The sequence below is a fragment of the Streptomyces sp. NPDC026301 genome (genome assembly GCF_055567935.1).
Window position 1 is genome coordinate 35,218 of record NZ_JBVHPN010000004.1, and the last position, 19,597, is coordinate 54,814.

The following is a 19,597-nucleotide window of genomic DNA, read 5'->3' on the forward strand; positions in this document are numbered from 1 at the left end:
GAAGCAGGCGGACAACCATGACGTCCATGACCGAAACCCCGGTGACCGTCCCGTCGCTCGACCTCGACACCGGTACCGACATCGAGCTGTGCAGCGACATCACGGTCGAGCTGGTGGACCACCGGGCCGACGACATCGGTGTCGTACGGGCCGCGCGGGTGTCCACCGCGGGCGAGCGGGCGCATCAGGAGGAGCGCGGCGACTCGTATGCCGCGGGGCTCATCAACTACCTGATGCGCAGCCGCCACGGCAGCCCTTTCGAACACAACTACATGACGTTCCTGATCCACGCGCCGATCTTCACGGTGCGCCACCTCATGCGCCACCGCACCTGGTCGTTCAACGAGGAGAGCGCGCGCTACCGGGAGATGAGCCCCGTCTTCTACGTCCCCGACGGCGCCCGGCTGCTCCGCCAGGAGGGCAAGCCGGGCCACTACCACTACGTGCCGGGCGCCCCGGGCGACCTGGAGGAGGTGGTCTCCTCGGCGCGGTCCGTGTACGGGGCGGCGTTCCGCGAGTACAGCCGGATGCTGGACGGCGGCATCGCCCGCGAGATAGCCCGCATGGTGCTGCCCGTGGCGACGTACTCCTCGGTGTACGCGACCTGCAACGCGCGGGCGCTCATGCACTTCCTGGGGCTGCGGACCAACCGGCCCGACGCCGCCTACCCGTCCTCGCCGCAGCGGGAGATCGAGCTGGTGGCGGAGGGCATGGAGACGGAGTTCGCGCGGCTGATGCCGCTCACGCACACCGCGTTCGAGAAGTTCGGCCGGGTCAGCCCGTAATCGCGGAAGAGACCGTACGCGGCCGGGACCGGTGCGGCACCGGTCCCGGCCGCGTACCCCACCAAGGAGGTCCAGATATGCGTGTCACCCTCTACGCCGGTTCCTCGTCGGGCAGCCGGCCGGCCTTCGCCGAGGAGGCGGGACGGTTCGCGGCCGGGCTCGCCCGGCAGGGCTGCGAGATCGTCTACGGCGGGGGCAGCGTCGGCCTGATGGGGGTGATCGCCGACGCCGCGCTGGCCCATGGCGGCAAGGTCACCGGCGTCATCCCGCAGTCCCTGGTCGACGCGGAGGTCGCCCACACGTCCCTCACCGACCTCCGGGTGGTGGACACCATGCAGGAGCGCAAGGCGCTGATGGCGGAGCTGGGGGACTGCTTCGTCGCACTGCCCGGCGGGGTGGGCACTCTGGAGGAGCTGTTCGAGGTGTGGGCGGGGCTGGTGCTCGGCCATCACCGCAAGCCGCTGATGCTGCTGGACACCGAGGGGTACTGGAACCGGCTGGTCTCGCTGGCGCTCAAGGCCGCGAACCACGGCTTCATGAGCGCCGAGGAGAGCCGGTCCCTGGTCCCCATCCGCACCGCGGAGGACTTCTTCGCGGCCGTCAGGGAGTGGACTCCGCCCCGGCCGCGCTGGTCAGCTCCGTCAGCGTCTGCCGCAGCCAGCTGAGCTCCGCCTTCGAAGTGGCCCGCGCGATGGTCAGGATGCCCTGGCGGAAGGGGTCGTCGAGGTCCTGGGCACGCAGCGGCCGGTCGCCCTCGTAGAAGTAACTGCTGGGCTCGCTCAGGAAGTCCAGCCGCCGCTGCAGCACCTCCGCCTGCGCCGCCGGGTCCGCCAGGTGACGCAGGAAGGCGAGCAGCACGAACCAGCGGTTCTCGTCGGTGATGAACGGCTCCTCGGGCTTGCGCAGCAGCTCCATGAGCCGTTCCTCGCCCTGCCCGGTCAGGGTCAGCACATGGCGGGGCGCCGCCGCGGCCCCCTGTTCCGGCGAGCGCCGCAGCAGCCCCGCCTTCTCCATGCGCTTGATGGCCGGGTAGAGCGTGCCCTGGCTGACGGCACGCACGTGCCCGGTCAGCCGGGCGAGGCGGACGCGCAGCTCGTACCCGTGCAGGGGCTCTTCGTGGAGGAAGCCCAGTACGGCCAGATCCAGTGTGCTTGACATGGCTCACGAGCATACGGCTAAACTCGCCATAGGTCGATACGACATACAAGGCTCGCGACATACAAGTTTCGCGATGTACTAAGTCAACGACATAGAGCGTGTCGACATAAACGCAGGCCGGGAACGACGGTCGAACCGAGCGACCGCGGCCGGCCTCATGGCTAGGAGGTCACCCCCTTGTCCGCCTCATCGAATCCGCAACCCACGGCCCTGGCCCCCGACGACGGGGCCGGCGGCCCGGCGGTGCCCGCGGCCTCCGCCACGGCTGCCGATCCGGCGGCCGAGCGGTTCTCCGTCGTACCGCTGCTCGCCCTCTCGCTCTCCGTCTTCGCCCTCTGCTCGGCGGAGTTCGCATTGATCGGGCTGCTCCTCCACGTCTCCCACGACCTGCACGTGACCGTGGCGACGGCGGGCCAGCTGCTCAGCGCGTACGCGTTCGCCGTCGCCATCGGCGGCCCCATCGTCACCGTGCTCACCGCGCGCGTCGCACCGAAGACCCTGGCCCTCGCGCTGCTCGCGGTCTTCGGCGTCGCCAATGTCCTCGGCGCGCTGGCGCCCACCTTCGGCATCCTGATGGGCGCCCGGACGATCGGCGCGCTCACCCACAGCACCTTCGCCGCCGCGAGCATCCTGCTGGCGGTACGGCTCTCGCCCCCGGGCCGGCAGGCGTCGGCCATCGCCTGGGTCGCCGGCGGCCTCGGCCTCGCGACCGTACTCGGCGGCCCCATCGGCACCGTGATCGGTGAGACGTGGGGCTGGCGGGCCACCTTCTGGACGGTGGCGGTGGCCGCCGTGGTCGGCGTGCTGGCCATCGGCTTCCTGGTGCCCAACGGGCTGGGCGGCGGCGCGAAGGTGTCCTTCCGCGCCGAGGTCGGCGCGCTCGGCAGGTCCCAGGTCCTGTGGGCGATGGGCGTCACCGTCGTCTCGCAGACCGGCTGGTTCCTGCTCTACAGCTACATCACCCCGCTGCTGCGCCAGGTCACCGGCTTCAGCGAGGGCGTGGCGGCCGCCATGCTCTTCGTCTTCGGACTCGGCGGCTTCATCGGCAACGCGCTGGGCGGCAAGCTCGCCGACCGGTCCCTGCGCGGCACGATCGCCGGGATGCTCGCCGTGCTCGCCGCGATGCTCCTGCTGATCGGCTTCGGCGCGGGCGCCGCGGTCCCCACCGTGATCGCGGTCCTGCTGATCGGCCTGGCCTCCGGCGCGCTCGTACCGCCGCTGCAGGCCTGGGCGCTGGGTGCGGCGGGCGGCGGCTCGACCCTGGTCCTCGCGGCCAACACCTCCGCCTTCAACCTCGGTAACGCCGCGGGCTCCTGGACCGGTTCACGGATGCTCGGCTCCGGCGCCGCCGTCAACACGCTCGCCTACGTGGGAGCCGCCATCGTCCTGGTCTCCCTGATCGGCGCCCTGGTCGCCCTCCGCGCCCGGCGCGCCTCCGCAGTAGCGGCCGACGGGTCCACCGCCTGACGGCCGCACCCGACGCCGCACTCCACGGCCCAAGACGGCCGCCTCCCGCGGCCCGAGAAGAGAGAAGCGACATGAGCGTTGACCAGTACGACGAGATCGGCGTGGCCTACGAGGGCTTCAAGTCGCTGCCGATGATCAGGTACTCCGAACTCCCCAGCTTCCTGGGCATGTTGGACGACGTGGTCGGGCGCTCGGTCCTGGACCTGGCGTGCGGCACCGGGTTCTACACCCGGCGGATCAAGGCGCTGGGCGCCGCTGACGTGCTCGGCGTCGACATCTCGCCGGCCATGATCGAGGCGGCCCGCGCCATCGAGGAACAGCGGCCCGCAGGGGTGCGTTACGCGGTCGCCGACGTGGCCGCCATGACGCTCCCCGACGCCCCCTTCGACCTGGTCACCGCCGCCTATCTGCTCAACTACGCGGAGAGCGGCACCGCCATGAAGCGGATGTGCGAGGGCGTACGGAGCGCCCTCGCACCCGGCGGGGAATTCCTCACCCTCACCCAGAACCCGGACTACCGCTTCGACGGCCCGTCCACCCGGAAGTACGGCTTCCTGCACGAGTTCGACGAGCAGGCCGAAGCGGGCCCCCGCGCCTCGATCACCGCGCTCCTGGAACCCCCTGTCACGATCACCGCGCACTTCCCGCGCCGCGACGTCTACGAAAGCGCCCTGAAGGCCACCGGCTTCACCGACATCACCTGGGAGCCGGTGCACATCGCCCCGGAGGGAGTCGCCGCCCTCGGCGACGCCTACTGGGACGACTGGCGTGCCAACCCCACACTCGTCCTGCTGCGCTGCCGCGCAGCGTAGGCCCGGGGTCCGCCCGGCCCATGCCGCGCGGCCACTGTCCCCGGCCCCCACAGACCGCCGGAGTGCTTCGCCGACCCCCGCGACGGAGCACTCCGGCCCACGGCCCACCCCGCACCTCCCTCTCCGCCACCGAGCCGGCAGCCGCCGCAACCCCTGGGAGCGCCATGTCCCGCCGTCTGTTCACCTCCGAATCCGTCACCGAGGGCCACCCCGACAAGATCGCCGACCAGATCAGCGACACCGTCCTCGACGCACTCCTCGCACAGGACCCGGCGTCCCGGGTCGCCGTGGAGACGCTGATCACCACCGGTCAGGTGCACCTCGCCGGCGAGGTCACGACGCGCGCGTACGCCGACCTCGCTGCCCTGGTCCGCGAGAAGATCCTCGCCATCGGCTACGACGCGTCGGACAAGGGCTTCGACGGGGCCTCCTGCGGCGTCAGCGTCTCGCTCGGCGTCCAGTCCCCGGACATCGCGCAGGGCGTGGACACCGCGTACGAGAAGCGGGTCGGCGGGGGCGGGGACGCGCTCGACGAGCAGGGCGCCGGCGACCAGGGCCTGATGTTCGGCTACGCCTGCACGGAGACCCCCGAGCTGATGCCCCTGCCAGTCCAGCTCGCGCACCGCCTCTCCCGCCGGCTCACGGAGGTACGCAAGGACGGCACGCTGCCCTACCTCCGTCCCGACGGCAAGACCCAGGTCACCGTGGAGTACCTGGGCAGCAAGCCGGTCCGGCTGGACACCGTCGTGGTCTCCTCGCAGCACGCCGCGGGCCTCGACCTCGACTCCGTCCTCGCACCCGACCTCCGCACGTACGTCGTCGAATCCGTCCTGAAGGACCTCGCCGAAGCGGGCCTGGACCTGGAGACGGACGGCTACCGCCTGCTGGTCAACCCGACGGGACGGTTCGAGACCGGCGGCCCGATGGGCGACGCGGGCCTCACCGGCCGCAAGATCATCATCGATACGTACGGCGGTATGTCCCGGCACGGCGGCGGCGCCTTCTCCGGCAAGGACCCCTCCAAGGTCGACCGCTCCGCCGCGTACGCGATGCGCTGGGTGGCGAAGAACGTCGTCGCGGCCGGGCTCGCGACCCGCTGCGAGGTGCAGGTCGCCTACGCCATCGGCAAGGCCGAGCCGGTCGGCCTGTTCGTGGAGACCTTCGGCACGGCCACCGTCTCCCAGGCCCGCATCGAGCGCGCCGTCACCGAGGTCTTCGACCTCCGCCCCGCCGCGATCATCCGCGACCTCGACCTGCTGCGCCCCATCTACGCGCAGACCGCCGCCTACGGCCACTTCGGCCGCGAACTCCCCGACTTCACCTGGGAACGCACCGACCGCGCCGAAGCCCTCCGCAAGGCCGCCCGCCGCGCCTGACCACCGCCACTACACAACGCCGAAAATCACCGGCACAAAACGCCGCAAAGGAAAGCACCCCATGCGCACCATGACCGACACCGAATGGAAGACATTCGTCTCGGCCGGCACCCGCACCGGGAAGCTCGCCGTGACCCGGGCCGCCGGCGAACCGCACGTCACGCCGGTCTGGTTCCTGCTCGACGAGGTCCCCGACGCCACCGGTACCGGGACCGTCACCGAGGTCGTCTTCACGGTCTGGGGCGACTCCCTGAAGGCCCGCGCCCTGCGCCGCAGCGGCCGCTTCAGCCTCTGCGTCGACGACCAGACAGCCCCGTACGCCTACGTACAACTCAACGGCACCGCCCGCCTGGCCCCCGCCCCCGCCCCCCTCCTCACCTGGGCCACCCGCCTCGCCGCCCGCTACATGGGCCCGCAGCACGCCGAAACCTACGGCCGCCGCAACGCGGTCCCCGGCGAATACCTCGTCCGGGGGCGGGTGGAGAGGGTGGTGGCACAGGTGGGCATCGCGGAGTGACCCCGGGGGCCGTCACCGCCCAGCAGCGTCCGGGGAGTTCCCGCTACTGGGTCCGCGTCCCGGCAAGGAGGGCTTGTGCCTGTTCGCGGGCATGGCGGATGGGGTCAGGAAAGATGCTCAGGCCGTGGGCGACGAGCGCTCCTTCGTGCAGCAGCATGAGCGTCCGGGCCAGCTGGTCGGCTCCGTCGGGGGCGATCTCCCCGGCGAGGCGGCTGAACAGGTCGAGCATCCACTGCTTCTGCCCGGTGATGACCGGATGGGCCGGGTGGGCCGGATCGCTGATCTCGGCGTGGGCGTTGACCATGCTGCACCCCTTGGAGCTGTGCTCCGACGACCACGCGTGCGAGGCGTCGAAGACGGCCAGGACACGTGCCGACGGCGCCGGGTCCGCGGCCGCCAGGCGCTCGGCGAGGAAGGCCCGCCAACGCTCGTCGCGGTCCGCGAGGTACTCCACGACGATCTGCTCCTTGGAGCCGAACCGGTCGTAGAGGGTCTTCTTGGTCACCCCGGCCTCGGCGGCGATCAGGTCCACGCCGACGGCATGGATCCCGCGCTCGTAGAACAGCCGTGCAGCGGCCTCCAGGACGCGCAGCGCGGCAGGCGTCATCCTGATCCGCCGCGACTTCTCCGTAGTACCCATGCCCAAAAGTATACCGATCTGTATAGTGAAGGGTGAAGGGGTATACCGATCTGTTTACTGGAGGGTGAGACGTGCACTTCCTGCTCTCGATCGCCTTCGTGCTGTGCTGGAGTTCCGGGTTCATCGGGGCCAAGCTCGGGGCCGGCAGCGCTTCCGCGGTCACGGTCCTGATGTGGCGGTTCCTGCCGCTGACCGTCATCCTGATCGCCGTCGCCGCGACCGCCGCCAGAGCGTCGTGGCGGGGCCTGGCGGTGCGGGACGTGGCCAGGCAGGCCGTGGTCGGCGTGCTGTCGCAGAGCGGCTATCTGCTCACCGTCTACTACGCGATCCAGCTCGGGGTCTCCAGCGGCACCACGGCCCTGATCGACGGTGTCCAGCCCCTCGTCGCCGGAGCGCTCGCCGGCCCGTTGCTGCGTCAGTACGTCTCGCGCACGCAGTGGCTCGGCCTGTGCCTGGGGGTGAGCGGCGTCGCCCTCGTCACCACGGCCGATGCCGCGGCGCGCACCGGCGTGGCCTGGTGGGCCTACCTCATCCCGTTCCTCGGAATGTTTTCGCTGGTCGCGGCCACATTCCTGGAAAGCCGTTCCCGCACGCGGGTCGCGCCTGCGGTGTCGATGACCGTCCACTGCGTCACCAGTACCGTCATCTTCACGGCGCTCGCCGCGAGCACCGGAGCCGCGAAGCCCCCCGCCGAGCCCTCGTTCTGGGCCGCGATCGCCTGGCTCGTGGCCCTGTCCACCTTTGGCGGGTACGGGTTGTACTGGCTCATCCTGAAGCGCTCCGGAGTCACCGAGGTCAATACGCTCATGTTCCTCATGGCCCCTGTCACGGCGGTCTGGGGAGCCGTCATGTTCGGTGAGACGTTCGGCCTTCAGACCTTGCTGGGCCTGGCCATCGGCCTCGCGGCAGTCGTCATCGTCCGCCGCGGCGGCACCTCGCCCACGAGGGCGTGTGCGCGGGACAGGGACGCGGACCCGGCCGGGGAAAGGGTCAGTGGATGTGTGACCCGCCGTTGATGTCGTAGGTGACACCGGTGAGGTAGCCGGAGGCCGGGCGGGCCAGGAAGGCGATGACGTCGGCGACATCGGTGACGCTGCCGGCGCGGCGCATCGGGATGTCGTCGATCATCGCGGCCTTGCGTTGCGGGTCGAGCTTGCCGGACGTGATGTCGGTGTCGATCAGGCCCGGGGCGACGGAGTTGACGGTGACGCCGGAGGGGCCGAGCTCGCGGGCCAGGGCGCGCGAGAAGCCGAGCAGGGCCGCCTTGGCCGCCGAGTAGGCCACACCGCCGAAGACGCCACCGCCGCGCTCGGCCGAGACCGACGACAGGTGGATGATGCGGCCGAAGCCGCGCTCGGCCATGCCGGGGGCCACCCGGCGGGTGAGGAGGAAGCTGCCGCGGACGTTGACGTCGAAGATGCGGTCCCACTCCTCGGCCGAGACATCGAGGAAGCGGGTCGGCGAGGTGATGCCGGCGTTGTTGACCAGGGCGCCGACCGGCGGCAGTGCGGCCTCGACGGATTCCACGGCGGCGTGCACGGCGTCGGGGTCGGTCACGTCGGCGGCCAGGCCCAGCGCCTGCACGCCATGGGCCTGGGCCACCTCCTCGGCGGCGTGCTCGGCGGCTTCCTTGTCCAGATCCAGTACGGCGATGTGGTAACCGTCCGCGGCCAGGGCGTGCGCGGTGGCCCGGCCGATACCGCGGAGGGATCCGGCGCCGGTGACAAGGGCGGTGCGAGGAACGGCGGCGGTGGGGTTGGCGATGGAGTTGGCGGTGCTGGTCATGGGTGCTTGCTTCCTTTGCGGCGGTCGAGTGGTACGGATGAAAGAGGAAAGGGCTCTGGGGACGGGTGGCGGAATTCAGTGGTTTCCGGGGCCGGGTGCGCACAACTCGTCCCGTACGCGCGCCTTGATGGCGGCCACGGACAGTCCGTACCGGTCGTGCAGCGTCGGCAGCGCGCCCGCGGCCAGGAAGGCGTCGGGGAGGCCGATCGGTACGATGCGTACCCCCGCTCCGGCGTAGGCGAGGCAGGAGGCCACGGACTCGGCCAGGCCGCCGATGACGGTGTGGTTCTCCAGTGTCACCACCAGCCGCCCCTTCGCCGTCTCGCGCAGAATCGCCTCGCTGTCCAGGGGCTTGATGGTCGGCACGTGCAGCACGGCAACATCGATGTGATCGGCCGCCAGTTCCCGCGCCGCGGTCAGGGCCCGTGTCGTCATCAGGCCCGTGGAGATGAACAGCACGTCGCGGCCGGTGCGCAGCTCCGCGGCCCGCCCCACCTCGAAGCGGTAGTCGTACTCGTCGAGCACGGTCGGCACGGCGCCGCGCAGCAGCCGCAGATAGGTCGGCCCCGGAGTGGCGGCCAGGGCCGGGACGGCCTGCTCGATGTCCACCGAGTCGGCCGGGTCGACGATGGTGAGGCCGGGGATGCCGCGCAGGATGGCCAGGTCCTCGGTGGCCTGATGGCTGGGCCCGTAACCGGTGGTGAGGCCCGGCAGCGCGCCGACGACATTGACGTTGAGTCCCGGCTCGGCGATGTCCAGGCACAGGAAGTCGTACGCGCGGCGGGTGGCGAAGACGGAGTACGTGGAGGCGAACGGCACCAGGCCCACCTCCGCCAGGCCGGCGGCGGCCCCCAGCATGGACTGTTCCGCCATGCCCATCTGGAAGAACCGGTCCGGGTGGGCCGCTCGGAAGACGTGCATGTCGGTGTACTTGGCCAGGTCGGCGGAGAGCCCGACGATCTCCGGGCGCTCCTCGGCGAGCCGGGCCAGCGCATGGCCGAAGGGTGCCTTGGCGGTGCGCTGCCCCTCCTCCGCGATCGAGGCGATCATGGCCGAGGTGGTGAGCTTGCGCGGTGCGGCCTGGGCCGCGGCGGGGGCGTTCATGCGTCGGTGTCCTTCCGGATGCGGTGGTGGTGTGTCCCGTCCAACTGGTCGCGGGCGACCTGCCATTCGTGCTCCTCGACCCGCATGAAGTGCGCCTTCTCCCGGGTCTCCAGCAGAGGCACGCCGCATCCGATCCGGGTGTCGCAGATCAGTACCGAGGGCGAGCCCCGGTGGGTGCGCAGGGTGTCGAAGGCGGTGAGGAGGGCATCGATGTCGTTGCCGTCCACCCGTATGGCGCGCCAGCCGAACGCCTCCCACTTGTCGGTGACGGGCTCGGTGCGCAGCACGCCCGCGGTGGGGCCGTCGGCCTGGAGGGCGTTGACATCGACGATGGCGGTGACGTTGTCCAGACCGTGGTGGGCACCGGCCAGGGCGGCCTCCCAGGTGGAGCCCTCATCCAGCTCACCGTCGGAGAGCAGGTTGTACACGCGTGCCGCACTGCCCTGGTGACGCAGGCCCAGCGCCATCCCCACCGCGACGCCCAGGCCGTGGCCGAGCGAGCCGCCGGAGATCTCCATGCCGGGGGTGTAGGAGGCCATCCCGGACATGGGCAGCCGCGAGTCGTCGCTGCCGTAGGTGGCCAGCTCCGCGACGTCCAGGGTGCCGGCCTCGGCCAGCGCCGCGTACAGGGCGATGGCGTAGTGGCCGATCGAGAGCAGGAACCGGTCGCGCCCCGGCCAAGTGGGCTCGTCCGGACGGTAGTTCAGTACGTCCTTGTAGGCGACGGCGAGAATGTCCGCGACGCCGAGCGCCTGGCCGATGTATCCCTGGCCCTGGACCTCGCCCATGTCCAGGGCGTGGCGCCGGATGCGATACGCCGAGTCGCGCAGCGCGCTGACCCGTTGGGTGCGGTCGGTGGCGTCGGTGGCGTCCGTAGGGGCGGGGCCGGTGCGGAGTGTGGTGTCGGTAGAGCTCACTCTTCGGTGCTCCTTGCTTACTGGGGGAGTGGTGCGGGTTCGGGCGTGCGCGTGTGATCGGCCGGCGTGCGGTCCCCGGGCCCCCACGTCTCGCGGGTCAGCAGCGTCGCCACGAGCCCCAGCAGGCCGTAGCAGCTGAACAGGACGGCGGGGCCGGCCCAGCCCGTGGCGGAGTACAGCGCGGTGGCGATCATGGGCGTGAAGCCGGAGACCACCGCGGAGAGCTGGTACGCGAGGGAGGTGCCGGCGGTCCGCGTCTTGGTGGCGAACAGCTCGGAGAACCAGGCGCCTTGCACGCCGGCCAGCGAGTTCTGGCAGAGGCAGTAGCTGACGACGAAGGTCAGCAGCACCAGCACCGCGCTCTCGGTGCCCACCAGCAAGAACATCGGGACGCCCCACAGCAGTGTGACCGCCGAGCCCAGCAGATAGACCGGGCGTCGCCCGATCCGGTCGGAGAGCGCACCCCAGAAGACGGTGGCGAGGATGCCGAGCGCGGCGGCCGTCACGAGGGCGGTGAGGGAGACGGTTCCGGAGACGTTCGGCGCGGCGTCGTCGTCCAGGTAGGACAGTACGAAGGTGATCGAGACGGCGTAGCCGGCGGTCTCCGCCGTCCGGAGGCAGAAGGCGCGCACCACGTTGCGCCAGTCGTCGCGGACCACCTCCAGCAGCGGATTCCTGGCGACCTGGCCGGTCTCCTTGAGCTCCTCGAACTCCGGCGACTCATCGATCTTCAGCCGGATGAGGATGCCCACGACGATCAGTACGGAGCTGAGGAGGAAGGGGACGCGCCAGGCCCAGGAGCCCTCCAGCGTGCGGGTGCTGACCAGGAACGCCAGGTTGGAGAGGAGCAGGCCGACGGGGAAGCCGGCCTGGGTGATGCCGGTGTACAGGCCGCGCTTGCGCCACGGGGCGTGCTCGAAGGTCATCAGGATGGCGCCGCCCCACTCGGCACCGAAGGCGAGCCCCTGCACGATGCGGACGATGACCAGCAGAATCGGCGCCCACAGGCCGACCATCTGGTACGTGGGCAGGCAGCCGATGAGGACGGTGGCGACCCCCATGATCAGCAGGGAGCCGACGAGCACCGGCTTGCGGCCGATGCGGTCGCCGAGGTGACCGGCGATGATGCCGCCCAGCGGGCGGGCGGCGAAGCCGATCCCCAAGGTGGCGAACGACAGCAGCATCGCGGCCAGCGGCTCGGAACCGGGGAAGAAGACGTCCCCGAAGTACAGGGCGGCGGCCGTGCCGAAGCCGATGAAGTCGTAGGTCTCGATGACCGCGCCGACGCCGCAGCCGACGGCCACCCGGCGGCGTTCCGGTGACCCCTCGGCCCTCGGCCGGGCCGGTGGCGGTGGTGGTGCCGGTGCCGGTGGCATGGAGCTGACCATGCGGATCCTCCTTGATCGCAACGCGCCTGCCTCTCAGTGTTGACTGTTAACAGTCAACAGGCGGTGTCGATACTGAGCGCCGCGATGGCGCTTGTCAACGCCTCGGACGCGCGATTTCTATGACCCGGGCGGCGCCATGCCCACATGGTCGGCGGTCAACAGTTGACAGTAGACTTCCCGAGCCCGCGCGCTGCTGTGTCCGAGCAGGGCGCCGCCGTACATCGCCGTACATCGCTGAAGGGGGAGACGGCCATGACCGTTCCGGCGTTGCCGAACCTCGACCGGTCGACGCTGCGCGAACGCGCCCTGGCGGCCTTGCGTTCCGCGATCACCACCGGCCAGTACCGGCCCGGGGATCACCTGGGCGAGGTGGAGATCGCCTCGCGCATGTCGGTCAGCCGCGGCACCGTGCGGGAGGCACTGCGACACCTGCAGCAAGAAGGACTGGTCGTCGCCGGCGCCCGGGGCATGCTGCGGGTGCGGGCCCTGTCACCGCGCGAAGTGCGCGAGCTGTTCCAGGTACGAGAGGCCCTCGAAGGCCTCGCCGTGGCACAGGTCATCGCCTCCCCCGACCGCCAGGCGGCGGTAACGGCACTGCGCGAGGCACTGCACCGCCTGGAGAAGGCCTTCGGGCCGTCCAACGGCCTGGAGGAGCAGGTGGAGGCGGACCTCGCCTTCCACCTCCTGCTGTGCGAACTGTCGGACAACTCCATGCTGGTGAAGACCTGGCGCCACCTGGAAGGCCCCACGCGCGTCGTCGTGATGAGCGCCGCCGGCGAACAGCGCAAGGTCACCATGTCCGCCGCCCACCACGCCCCCATCGTCGACGCCATCGAACGCGCGGACACCGACGCGGCGCTGGCCATCCTGCACGAGCACATGAGCTCCGCCATGGCCAACCTGCAGACTCCGGCCGAACGGGACGAGCGCTAGCTCCGCCGAGGCCCCGGGCTCCCTCGCCGGAGGAGTGGAGTCCGGGGCCCATAGGGCGGTGTCCGTGGGGAGCATGCCGGCCACGGAGCCGACAGATCTGCCTCAGTTCAGCACCACGACCTTGTGCATTCCCTCGGCGACGTGCGGGTGCCCGGTCTTGTCGTCCGGGACGAAGCAGAGCAGCGCGTACGTGCCCCGGGGAAGGTGATGGTTACTCAGGAGGGCGGTGCGGCCGGGGGAGATGGCGCCGAGACCGAGGGACGGACCGGTGAAGGGCGGCGAGCCGGCCGCGGTGCCGCTGAACGCCTTCTGGATCTGCGCGTCCGTGGTGCCCCGCGGGACGGGCTGGAGCCCCATCTCGTGGATTTCGTCCGACGCGTTGTGCACCAGGATGTTGTCCTCGGCCTTGCGCAGGCCGTGCACCTCGAAGCGGGGACCGGCCTTGGTCTCCTTCGTGGTCACGATGCTGTCGGGGAAGTCGGCGCGGCCCCGGGACGGTCCGCCGCGCAGTTCCAGGGTGCGGGTGACCGGATGGGCCGAGTCCTTGAGGAAGGCGGTGAAGTCCAGCAGGACGACGGTGCCCGCGGTGATCGGAGTGCTGAAGGTCGCCGACACGGACGGGGTGACCTGGGCCCCGCCGTACAGCTCCGCCTCGCCGCGAATCGATGAGACGCCCTTGGCGGCGGCAGCGGGGCTGTCGCCGACGGCCTTGGCCAGGTCGGCGAGCACCTTGTGCGTCGTGACGCCCCGGTGCGGCCGGAACGCCTGGACGAAGCGGCCCTTGGGGTCGTCGGTCTTGACGTGGAACTCGGCCAGCCCGGCCTGCGCGGTGTGCGGTGCCTGGATGCCGGAGGCGCCGATGCTCACCTCGATGGGCTTCCGGGCGTCGTCGCCGTGGCGCGAGGCATCGGCGGTGGCCACGCCGCCGAGCGGGGTGAAAGCGAAGGCGAGGGTGAAGGCGAGGGCGGCGGTCGCAGCCCTCGCCCCGTGTCTCTGCAGTGCGGTACGCATGACTCTCCTGTAGTTGGGTGTGTCCCCCTGCACAGAGAGCACCACTTCTCGAGCTGAGTCCCCGTCAGCCACGCAGAGGACAGGCCCGTTCGAGTTATCGGCCGCGTATCCGCCGGGTCGTGTCGGGTGACCTCCCCCCATCCGTTGACATGTCTATGCCTGAAGGTGGACCGTACTGCGTGAACATGCTCGCAGCAGTGCACTTTCAAGCAAGATTAGACAGCTAGCGTCGGCTTGGAGTTGGTCCTATGCGAAGAATGCGCCGAAGAGTGCGGCACCGTTCACGGTGGGCGGGGGGTGCCACGGCCGGGATCGTCACCGCCCTCGCCGCGGCCCTCCTGGCCGCTCCCACGCAGCCGGCGAGCGCCGCGACACCGGCGAGCGGTGTGCTGGACGGCGACCACAAGAGCGTGACCTGGCAGAGCCCGGTGTACGCCGCGGGGACCGTGAGCGACCCCAAGAAGTGTCCGCCCGCTTCGCAGGACCCGGCCGGCAAGGTCTGTGACCGGTTCGACCTCAAGGTCTCCGTGCCGGACGGCTATTGGGACGACAACCCCGAGGGCGGCGTGCCGATTTCGATCGAGTGGACCGAGCGGCCCACCGACGACTTCGACATGTACGTCTACGACGACGCGGGCAAGCAGGTCGCCAGCGGCGCGGGCGCGGCCGACCCCGAGGCCACGGTGATTCCGAAGGCCAACGGCACGTACCACGTCGTGGTCGTCCCGTACGACGTGCACGACAACTCCTTCGTCGGCAAGGCGTATCTGCCGGAGACGACCGACGCGGGCGACCTGACGTCCTTCGAGGGACGGGACGGCAGCTACCGCTTCGCGGCCGGCCCGCTGAAGGCGAAGGCGGACTTCCTGACAGGAGGTCAACTCCGCCTCCAAGCCGACCCGTCGGGCGACTTCAGCGACCCGGCCGGCTCGCAGATCGTCCGCAAGCGGCCCGCCCTCCAGAAGCACACCACCTCCTTCGACGCGGGTGCGTACTACGGCATCCGGTCTTCCGAAGCGGTGTTGCGCGTCTACAAGAAGCCGCTGCGGTTCGGTCTCTACAAGGCCGACAACAAGACCCGCATCTGGCAGGAGGACAAGCCCCTCCGCTGGTCGACGAGCGGCATGCGGCAGAGCCTGGAGCGGGGGAGCGGCGAGCAGTTCTTCGGGGGCGGCGAGCAGAACGGCTCGTTCTCGCACCGCGACAAGACGGTGTACGTCGCCAACAACACGAACTGGAACGAGGGCGGTTACAACAACTCGCAGCCGTTCTACCTCTCCTCGGCGGGATACGGCGTCTACCGCAACACCTTCGCCCCCGGTGTGTACCACTTCGGCTCCTCGGTGCAGACGGGGCAGCAGGAGCGCCGCCTCGACGCGTACTACTTCCTCGGCGACGCGAAGAAGGTCATCGGCAAGTACACCTCCCTGGTCGGCAAGCCGTTCATGCCACCGGTGTACGGACTCGAACCGGGCGATGCCGACTGCTATCTGCACAACGCCAACCAGGGCGAGCGCCACACGCTCGACTCCCTCAAGGTCGCCGACGGTTATGTGCAGCATCAGCTGCCGCTGGGCTGGATGCTGGTCAACGACGGATACGGCTGCGGCTACGAGAATCTCGCCGAGACCGGCAAGGGGCTGCGGGAGCGCGGCGCCGAGCTGGGCCTGTGGACCCAGGACGGGCTGGACAAGCTCGCCGATCAGGTCAAGGCGGGCCAGCGCGTCGCGAAGCTCGACGTCGCCTGGGTCGGCAACGGTTACGGCATGGCGCTCGACGGCTGCGACAAGGCGAAGGCCGGCATCGAGGACAACAGCGACGCGCGCGGATTCGTGTGGCTGCCGGTGTCATGGGCGGGCGCGCAGCGGTGCGGTGTCCTGTGGTCGGGCGACCAGAAGCTGTCGTGGGACTTCGTGCGCTGGCAGATTCCGACGTACGCGGGCGCGACGATGTCCGGCATCGCGTACAACACCGGCGACGTGGGTTCGATCTACTCCCACGACGCGAAGATGTACGCGCGTGACCTCCAGGCCAAGACGTTCCTGCCCGCCATCATGACGATGGACGGCTGGGCGAAGGACATCAGCACCGGCAAGAAGATCAACCAGCAGCCGTGGGTCGACGGCGAGCCCTACACGTCCATCAACCGCAAGTACCTTCAGCTGCGCGAGCGGCTGCTGCCGTACCTGTACACGCTGGCCGCCGAGGCCGCGAAGACCGGCGTCGGCGGCGTCCGCCCGCTGTACCTGGAATACCCGGACGACCCCCGCACCCTCGGCCCCGACGCAAAATACGAGTACCTCGCCGGCTCCGACTTCCTCGTCGCGCCGGTGTACAAGGATTCCGACACCCGCGACGGCATCTATCTGCCCAAGGGCACCTGGACGGACTACTGGACGGGCAAGAAGTACCACGGTCCGACCACGGTGAACGGCTACCACGCGCCCCTCGACACGCTTCCCCTCTTCGTCCGGGACGGCGCGATCGTCCCGATGTGGCCGCAGGGCACGACGTCGTACAAGACCCGTGACCGGCACGAACTGGGCTGGGACCTGTACCCGAAGGGGCACAGCGGGTACACGCTGTACGAGGACGACGGTGTGACGCGCAAGTACGCGTCCGGCGCGGCGGCGACGCAGCGCGTGACCATGGACGAGGACAGGCACGGCGTCGACGTCGAAGTCGGCGCGAGCAAGGGCACGTACACCGGCAAGCCCGAAGCGCGGTCGTACCGCTTCACGATCCACACGGACGCCGCCCCGCGCCGGGTCTCGCTGGGGGGCCGCGCCCTGCACCGGACCGACTCCGCGGCCTCGCTCGCACAGGCCGGGACGGGCTGGTCCTACGACGCGAAGACGGGAGTGACGACGATCCGCACCGACCGGATCTCCATGGACCGGGAATTCACGGTGACGCTGCGGAAGTGAGCGAGCTCACCCCGGCAAGGCGGGGGTGCACCGCCCCCGCCTTGCATGGTCATGCGTGATGTTGCATAATCTTGCTATGTCCAAGGTCCTCACCTCACTCCCCACCGGCGAGCGCGTCGGCATTGCCTTCTCCGGCGGGCTCGACACCTCGGTCGCCGTCGCCTGGATGCGCGACAAGGGCGCCGTCCCGTGCACGTACACCGCCGACATCGGTCAGTACGACGAGCCCGACATCGCGTCCGTGCCCGGCCGTGCCTCCGCGTACGGCGCCGAGATCACCCGGCTCGTCGACTGCCGCGCCGCGCTGGTCGAGGAAGGGCTGGCCGCGCTCGCGTGCGGCGCTTTCCACATCCGGTCGGGCGGGCGCCCGTACTTCAACACCACGCCGCTGGGTCGCGCCGTGACCGGCACGCTGCTGGTGCGCGCCATGCTCGAGGACGGGGTGCAGATCTGGGGCGACGGCTCCACGTTCAAGGGCAACGACATCGAGCGGTTCTACCGTTACGGGCTGCTCGCCAACCCGCACCTGCGGATCTACAAGCCCTGGCTGGACGCGGACTTCGTCACGGAGCTCGGCGGCCGCAAGGAGATGTCGGAGTGGCTGCTCGCGCACGGGCTGCCCTACCGGGACTCGACGGAGAAGGCGTACTCCACGGACGCCAACATCTGGGGCGCCACGCACGAGGCCAAGACCCTTGAGCACCTCGACACCGGCATCGAGACCGTCGACCCGATCATGGGTGTGCGGTTCTGGGACCCGTCGGTGGAGATCGACACTGAGGACGTGACGGTCGGCTTCGACCAGGGTCGCCCGGTCACCATCAACGGCAAGGAATTCGCCTCCCCGGTCGACCTCGTCATGGAGGCCAACGCGATCGGCGGCCGGCACGGCCTCGGCATGTCCGACCAGATCGAGAACCGGATCATCGAGGCCAAGAGCCGCGGCATCTACGAGGCGCCGGGCATGGCGCTGCTGCACATCGTGTACGAGCGCCTGGTCAACGCGATCCACAACGAGGACACCCTGGCGGCGTACCACAACGAGGGCCGGCGTCTCGGCCGGCTGATGTACGAGGGCCGCTGGCTGGACCCCCAGGCGCTGATGATCCGCGAGTCGCTGCAGCGCTGGGTCGGTGCGGCCGTCACCGGCGAGGTGACGCTGCGGCTGCGGCGCGGCGAGGACTACTCGGTCCTCGACACCAAGGGCCCGGCGTTCAGCTACCACCCGGACAAGCTCTCCATGGAGCGCACCGAGGACTCGGCGTTCGGCCCGGTGGACCGGATCGGCCAGCTCACCATGCGGAACCTGGACATCGCCGACTCGCGTGCCCGCCTTGAGCAGTACGCGGGCCTGGGTCTGGTCGGCAGCGTGCACCCGACCCCGATCGGCGCCGCGCAGGCGGCCTCGACCGGTCTGATCGGCGCCATGGACCAGGGCGGCGCCCAGGCCATCGCCTCGCGCGGCGAGGTCTCGGCCGAGGACGCGGTGCTGGACCGCGCGGCGATGGAGTCCGGCACGGACTGAGGCCGGTCACCGGTCGTACAGCGAACCCCGGCGAAGGCATTCGCCGGGGTTCGCTGTCGGTTGCGTCGTATTCCGCACAGAACCCGGGCTTCCGGTCACGCTGCGGCGTCAACTATAGTTTAGGCTGATCGAGAGGAAGCAGCCGTGGCCGTGATGGACGACCGTGCCGACGCCGGGACGCCGGGGGAGCCCCCCGCGGTTCCCGCGTCCGTGCCCGTTCCCGTCCCGGGACCAGGCGCTTCGTTCGCCGACCGGCTGAACTTCCTCTTCGACCGGGTGCGCGCGCCGGGGACCAAGGAGTTCAGCAACGCGCACGTGGCCCGGACGATCTCGTCGTACGGCGACGACAGCTGCACCGGCGCCTACATCGGCATGCTGCGCAAGGGCGAACGGACTCCGACCATCACCCTCGTGCCGCTCCTCGCGCGGTTCTTCGGCGTGGAGGCCGGCTACTTCGTCGAGGACGAGATCACGCGGAAGGTCGCGGACCAGTTCGAGCTGCTGCGGAAGCTCAGCGAGGCCGGCGTGCGGGAGATCGCCCTGCGCGCGATGGGCCTGTCCGACACGAGTCAGCGCAAGGTCCTGGAGGCGATCGACGCCGTGCGGGAGCAGGAGGGTCTGCCCGCCGACCCCGAGAGGGGCTCGCCGTGACGGGCCCCAGGGGGTCGATCTTGAGAGGGAGCCGCATGTGGCGCAGCCGTCGTGACCGGGGGGCCGACCGCCGTGACCGCGGGGCCGACGAAGTCGAGCGTCGCAGCCGGGCGTTCGTGGCAGAGCTGGACCTGCCGCCCGTGGACAGCGTCCTCGACCTGGTGCCGTTCATGGAGAATCGATTCGGCCGGTCGATCCGGCTCATGCCGTTCTCCCCGGACCCGGCCGACGCGGACTCCCTGGACGCCTCCGCCCCCTGCGGCATGTGGCTCGCCACGGACACCACGGACTACGTCTTCTACGACACGGGCATCAGCCGCGCACACGCCGAGATCATCGTCGGTCACGAGTTCGCGCACATGCTCAGACGGCACCGCGGCAAGACACCGGTCGCCCCAGACAGCCTCGGCGGCCTGATCACCGGCATCGACCCCAGCACCGTTCAGCTCGTCCTGGGCCGGACCCGCTACAACGAACCCGAGGAGTTCGAAGCCGAAATGCTCGGTTCCCTCCTGCAGGAGCACGTGAGCACCTCCCGCGCCACGGCCTCCCATGTCTCCCGGGACGCCGACCCCATCGCCCGTACGCTGCTGCGCTGACC

General features: G+C 70.3%; 19 protein-coding genes. 12 read left to right on the plus strand and 7 right to left on the minus strand.

Features of this window, described 5'->3' with window-relative positions; translation table 11 throughout:
* The first annotated feature begins 26 nt into the window (after window positions 1–26).
* Together thyX and ACZ4MH_RS08045 are read left to right on the plus strand one after the other, a co-directional pair.
* Window positions 27–785 carry an FAD-dependent thymidylate synthase gene (gene thyX / locus ACZ4MH_RS08040; RefSeq protein ID WP_351589228.1) on the plus strand — a complete coding sequence of 253 codons (759 nt, stop codon included), beginning with the start codon at window positions 27–29 and terminating at the stop codon, window positions 783–785.
* A gap of 77 nt (window positions 786–862) precedes the next feature.
* Window positions 863–1,450 (plus strand): LOG family protein, encoded by a 588-nt coding sequence (locus ACZ4MH_RS08045; protein ID WP_351589226.1) that lies wholly within the window; start codon window positions 863–865, stop codon window positions 1,448–1,450.
* Here ACZ4MH_RS08045 and ACZ4MH_RS08050 read toward each other — a convergent pair.
* The gene (locus tag ACZ4MH_RS08050) at window positions 1,386–1,943 is read right to left on the minus strand and encodes a PadR family transcriptional regulator (protein WP_351589224.1); all 558 of its coding nucleotides are present in this window, start codon (window positions 1,941–1,943) and stop codon (window positions 1,386–1,388) included. The genes ACZ4MH_RS08045 and ACZ4MH_RS08050 overlap by 65 nt on opposite strands.
* A 177-nt stretch (window positions 1,944–2,120) precedes the next feature.
* Between ACZ4MH_RS08050 and ACZ4MH_RS08055 the strand changes: the two genes are divergently transcribed.
* From ACZ4MH_RS08055 to ACZ4MH_RS08070, 4 genes are all read left to right on the plus strand, one after another.
* On the plus strand, window positions 2,121–3,410 hold the full coding sequence (locus ACZ4MH_RS08055) for an MFS transporter (protein ID WP_351589222.1): 1,290 nt from the start codon (window positions 2,121–2,123) through the stop codon (window positions 3,408–3,410).
* Between the two features lie 71 nt (window positions 3,411–3,481).
* Window positions 3,482–4,222 (plus strand): class I SAM-dependent methyltransferase, encoded by a 741-nt coding sequence (locus ACZ4MH_RS08060; RefSeq protein WP_351589220.1) that lies wholly within the window; start codon window positions 3,482–3,484, stop codon window positions 4,220–4,222.
* 164 nt (window positions 4,223–4,386) lie between these two features.
* Entirely contained in the window at window positions 4,387–5,598 is a 1,212-nt protein-coding gene (gene metK / locus ACZ4MH_RS08065) for a methionine adenosyltransferase (RefSeq protein WP_351589218.1), read from the plus strand.
* Window positions 5,599–5,659: 61 nt separating this feature from the next.
* On the plus strand, window positions 5,660–6,115 hold the full coding sequence (locus ACZ4MH_RS08070; protein ID WP_351589216.1) for a PPOX class F420-dependent oxidoreductase: 456 nt from the start codon (window positions 5,660–5,662) through the stop codon (window positions 6,113–6,115).
* A 43-nt stretch (window positions 6,116–6,158) separates the two neighbouring features.
* Here ACZ4MH_RS08070 and ACZ4MH_RS08075 read toward each other — a convergent pair whose 3' ends face one another.
* On the minus strand, window positions 6,159–6,755 hold the full coding sequence (locus ACZ4MH_RS08075) for a TetR/AcrR family transcriptional regulator (RefSeq protein WP_351589214.1): 597 nt from the start codon (window positions 6,753–6,755) through the stop codon (window positions 6,159–6,161).
* Window positions 6,756–6,826: 71 nt separating this feature from the next.
* Here ACZ4MH_RS08075 and ACZ4MH_RS08080 point away from each other — a divergent pair, with 71 nt between their 5' ends.
* Entirely contained in the window at window positions 6,827–7,771 is a 945-nt protein-coding gene (locus tag ACZ4MH_RS08080; RefSeq protein WP_351589212.1) for a DMT family transporter, read from the plus strand.
* Here ACZ4MH_RS08080 and ACZ4MH_RS08085 read toward each other — a convergent pair.
* The 4 genes from ACZ4MH_RS08085 to ACZ4MH_RS08100 all read right to left on the minus strand — a co-directional run bounded on the left by ACZ4MH_RS08085 (window position 7,746) and on the right by ACZ4MH_RS08100 (window position 11,949).
* Complete coding sequence (locus ACZ4MH_RS08085; protein WP_351589209.1) at window positions 7,746–8,540, minus strand: SDR family NAD(P)-dependent oxidoreductase; 795 nt, start codon at window positions 8,538–8,540, stop codon at window positions 7,746–7,748. The genes ACZ4MH_RS08080 and ACZ4MH_RS08085 overlap by 26 nt on opposite strands.
* Window positions 8,541–8,615: 75 nt before the next feature.
* Window positions 8,616–9,644 (minus strand): transketolase family protein, encoded by a 1,029-nt coding sequence (locus ACZ4MH_RS08090; protein WP_351589206.1) that lies wholly within the window; start codon window positions 9,642–9,644, stop codon window positions 8,616–8,618.
* Entirely contained in the window at window positions 9,641–10,561 is a 921-nt protein-coding gene (locus tag ACZ4MH_RS08095) for a transketolase (RefSeq protein WP_351589203.1), read from the minus strand. The genes ACZ4MH_RS08090 and ACZ4MH_RS08095 overlap by 4 nt, the downstream gene beginning before the upstream one ends.
* A gap of 17 nt (window positions 10,562–10,578) precedes the next feature.
* Entirely contained in the window at window positions 10,579–11,949 is a 1,371-nt protein-coding gene (locus ACZ4MH_RS08100) for an MFS transporter (RefSeq protein ID WP_351589200.1), read from the minus strand.
* 252 nt (window positions 11,950–12,201) lie between these two features.
* On the opposite strand from ACZ4MH_RS08100, the gene ACZ4MH_RS08105 reads away from it, so the two are divergent.
* A complete protein-coding gene (locus ACZ4MH_RS08105; RefSeq protein WP_351589197.1) occupies window positions 12,202–12,882 on the plus strand; it encodes a GntR family transcriptional regulator in 681 nt (226 codons plus the stop codon).
* 102 nt (window positions 12,883–12,984) lie between these two features.
* Here ACZ4MH_RS08105 and ACZ4MH_RS08110 read toward each other — a convergent pair whose 3' ends face one another.
* Window positions 12,985–13,893, minus strand: coding sequence for a hypothetical protein (locus ACZ4MH_RS08110; protein WP_351589195.1), 909 nt, complete (start codon window positions 13,891–13,893; stop codon window positions 12,985–12,987).
* Window positions 13,894–14,150: 257 nt separating this feature from the next.
* Here ACZ4MH_RS08110 and ACZ4MH_RS08115 point away from each other — a divergent pair, with 257 nt between their 5' ends.
* The 4 genes from ACZ4MH_RS08115 (at window position 14,151) to ACZ4MH_RS08130 (ending at window position 19,595) form a co-directional block, all read left to right on the plus strand.
* Window positions 14,151–16,820 (plus strand): glycoside hydrolase family 31 protein, encoded by a 2,670-nt coding sequence (locus ACZ4MH_RS08115; RefSeq protein ID WP_351589192.1) that lies wholly within the window; start codon window positions 14,151–14,153, stop codon window positions 16,818–16,820.
* 76 nt (window positions 16,821–16,896) lie between these two features.
* Complete coding sequence (gene argG / locus ACZ4MH_RS08120) at window positions 16,897–18,345, plus strand: argininosuccinate synthase (RefSeq protein ID WP_351589189.1); 1,449 nt, start codon at window positions 16,897–16,899, stop codon at window positions 18,343–18,345.
* A gap of 153 nt (window positions 18,346–18,498) precedes the next feature.
* Window positions 18,499–18,996, plus strand: a complete 498-nt coding sequence (locus ACZ4MH_RS08125; protein WP_351589266.1) for a hypothetical protein — start codon at window positions 18,499–18,501, stop codon at window positions 18,994–18,996.
* A 116-nt stretch (window positions 18,997–19,112) separates the two neighbouring features.
* Window positions 19,113–19,595 carry a hypothetical protein gene (locus tag ACZ4MH_RS08130; RefSeq protein WP_351589186.1) on the plus strand — a complete coding sequence of 161 codons (483 nt, stop codon included), beginning with the start codon at window positions 19,113–19,115 and terminating at the stop codon, window positions 19,593–19,595.
* The last annotated feature ends 2 nt before the right edge of the window (window positions 19,596–19,597 follow it).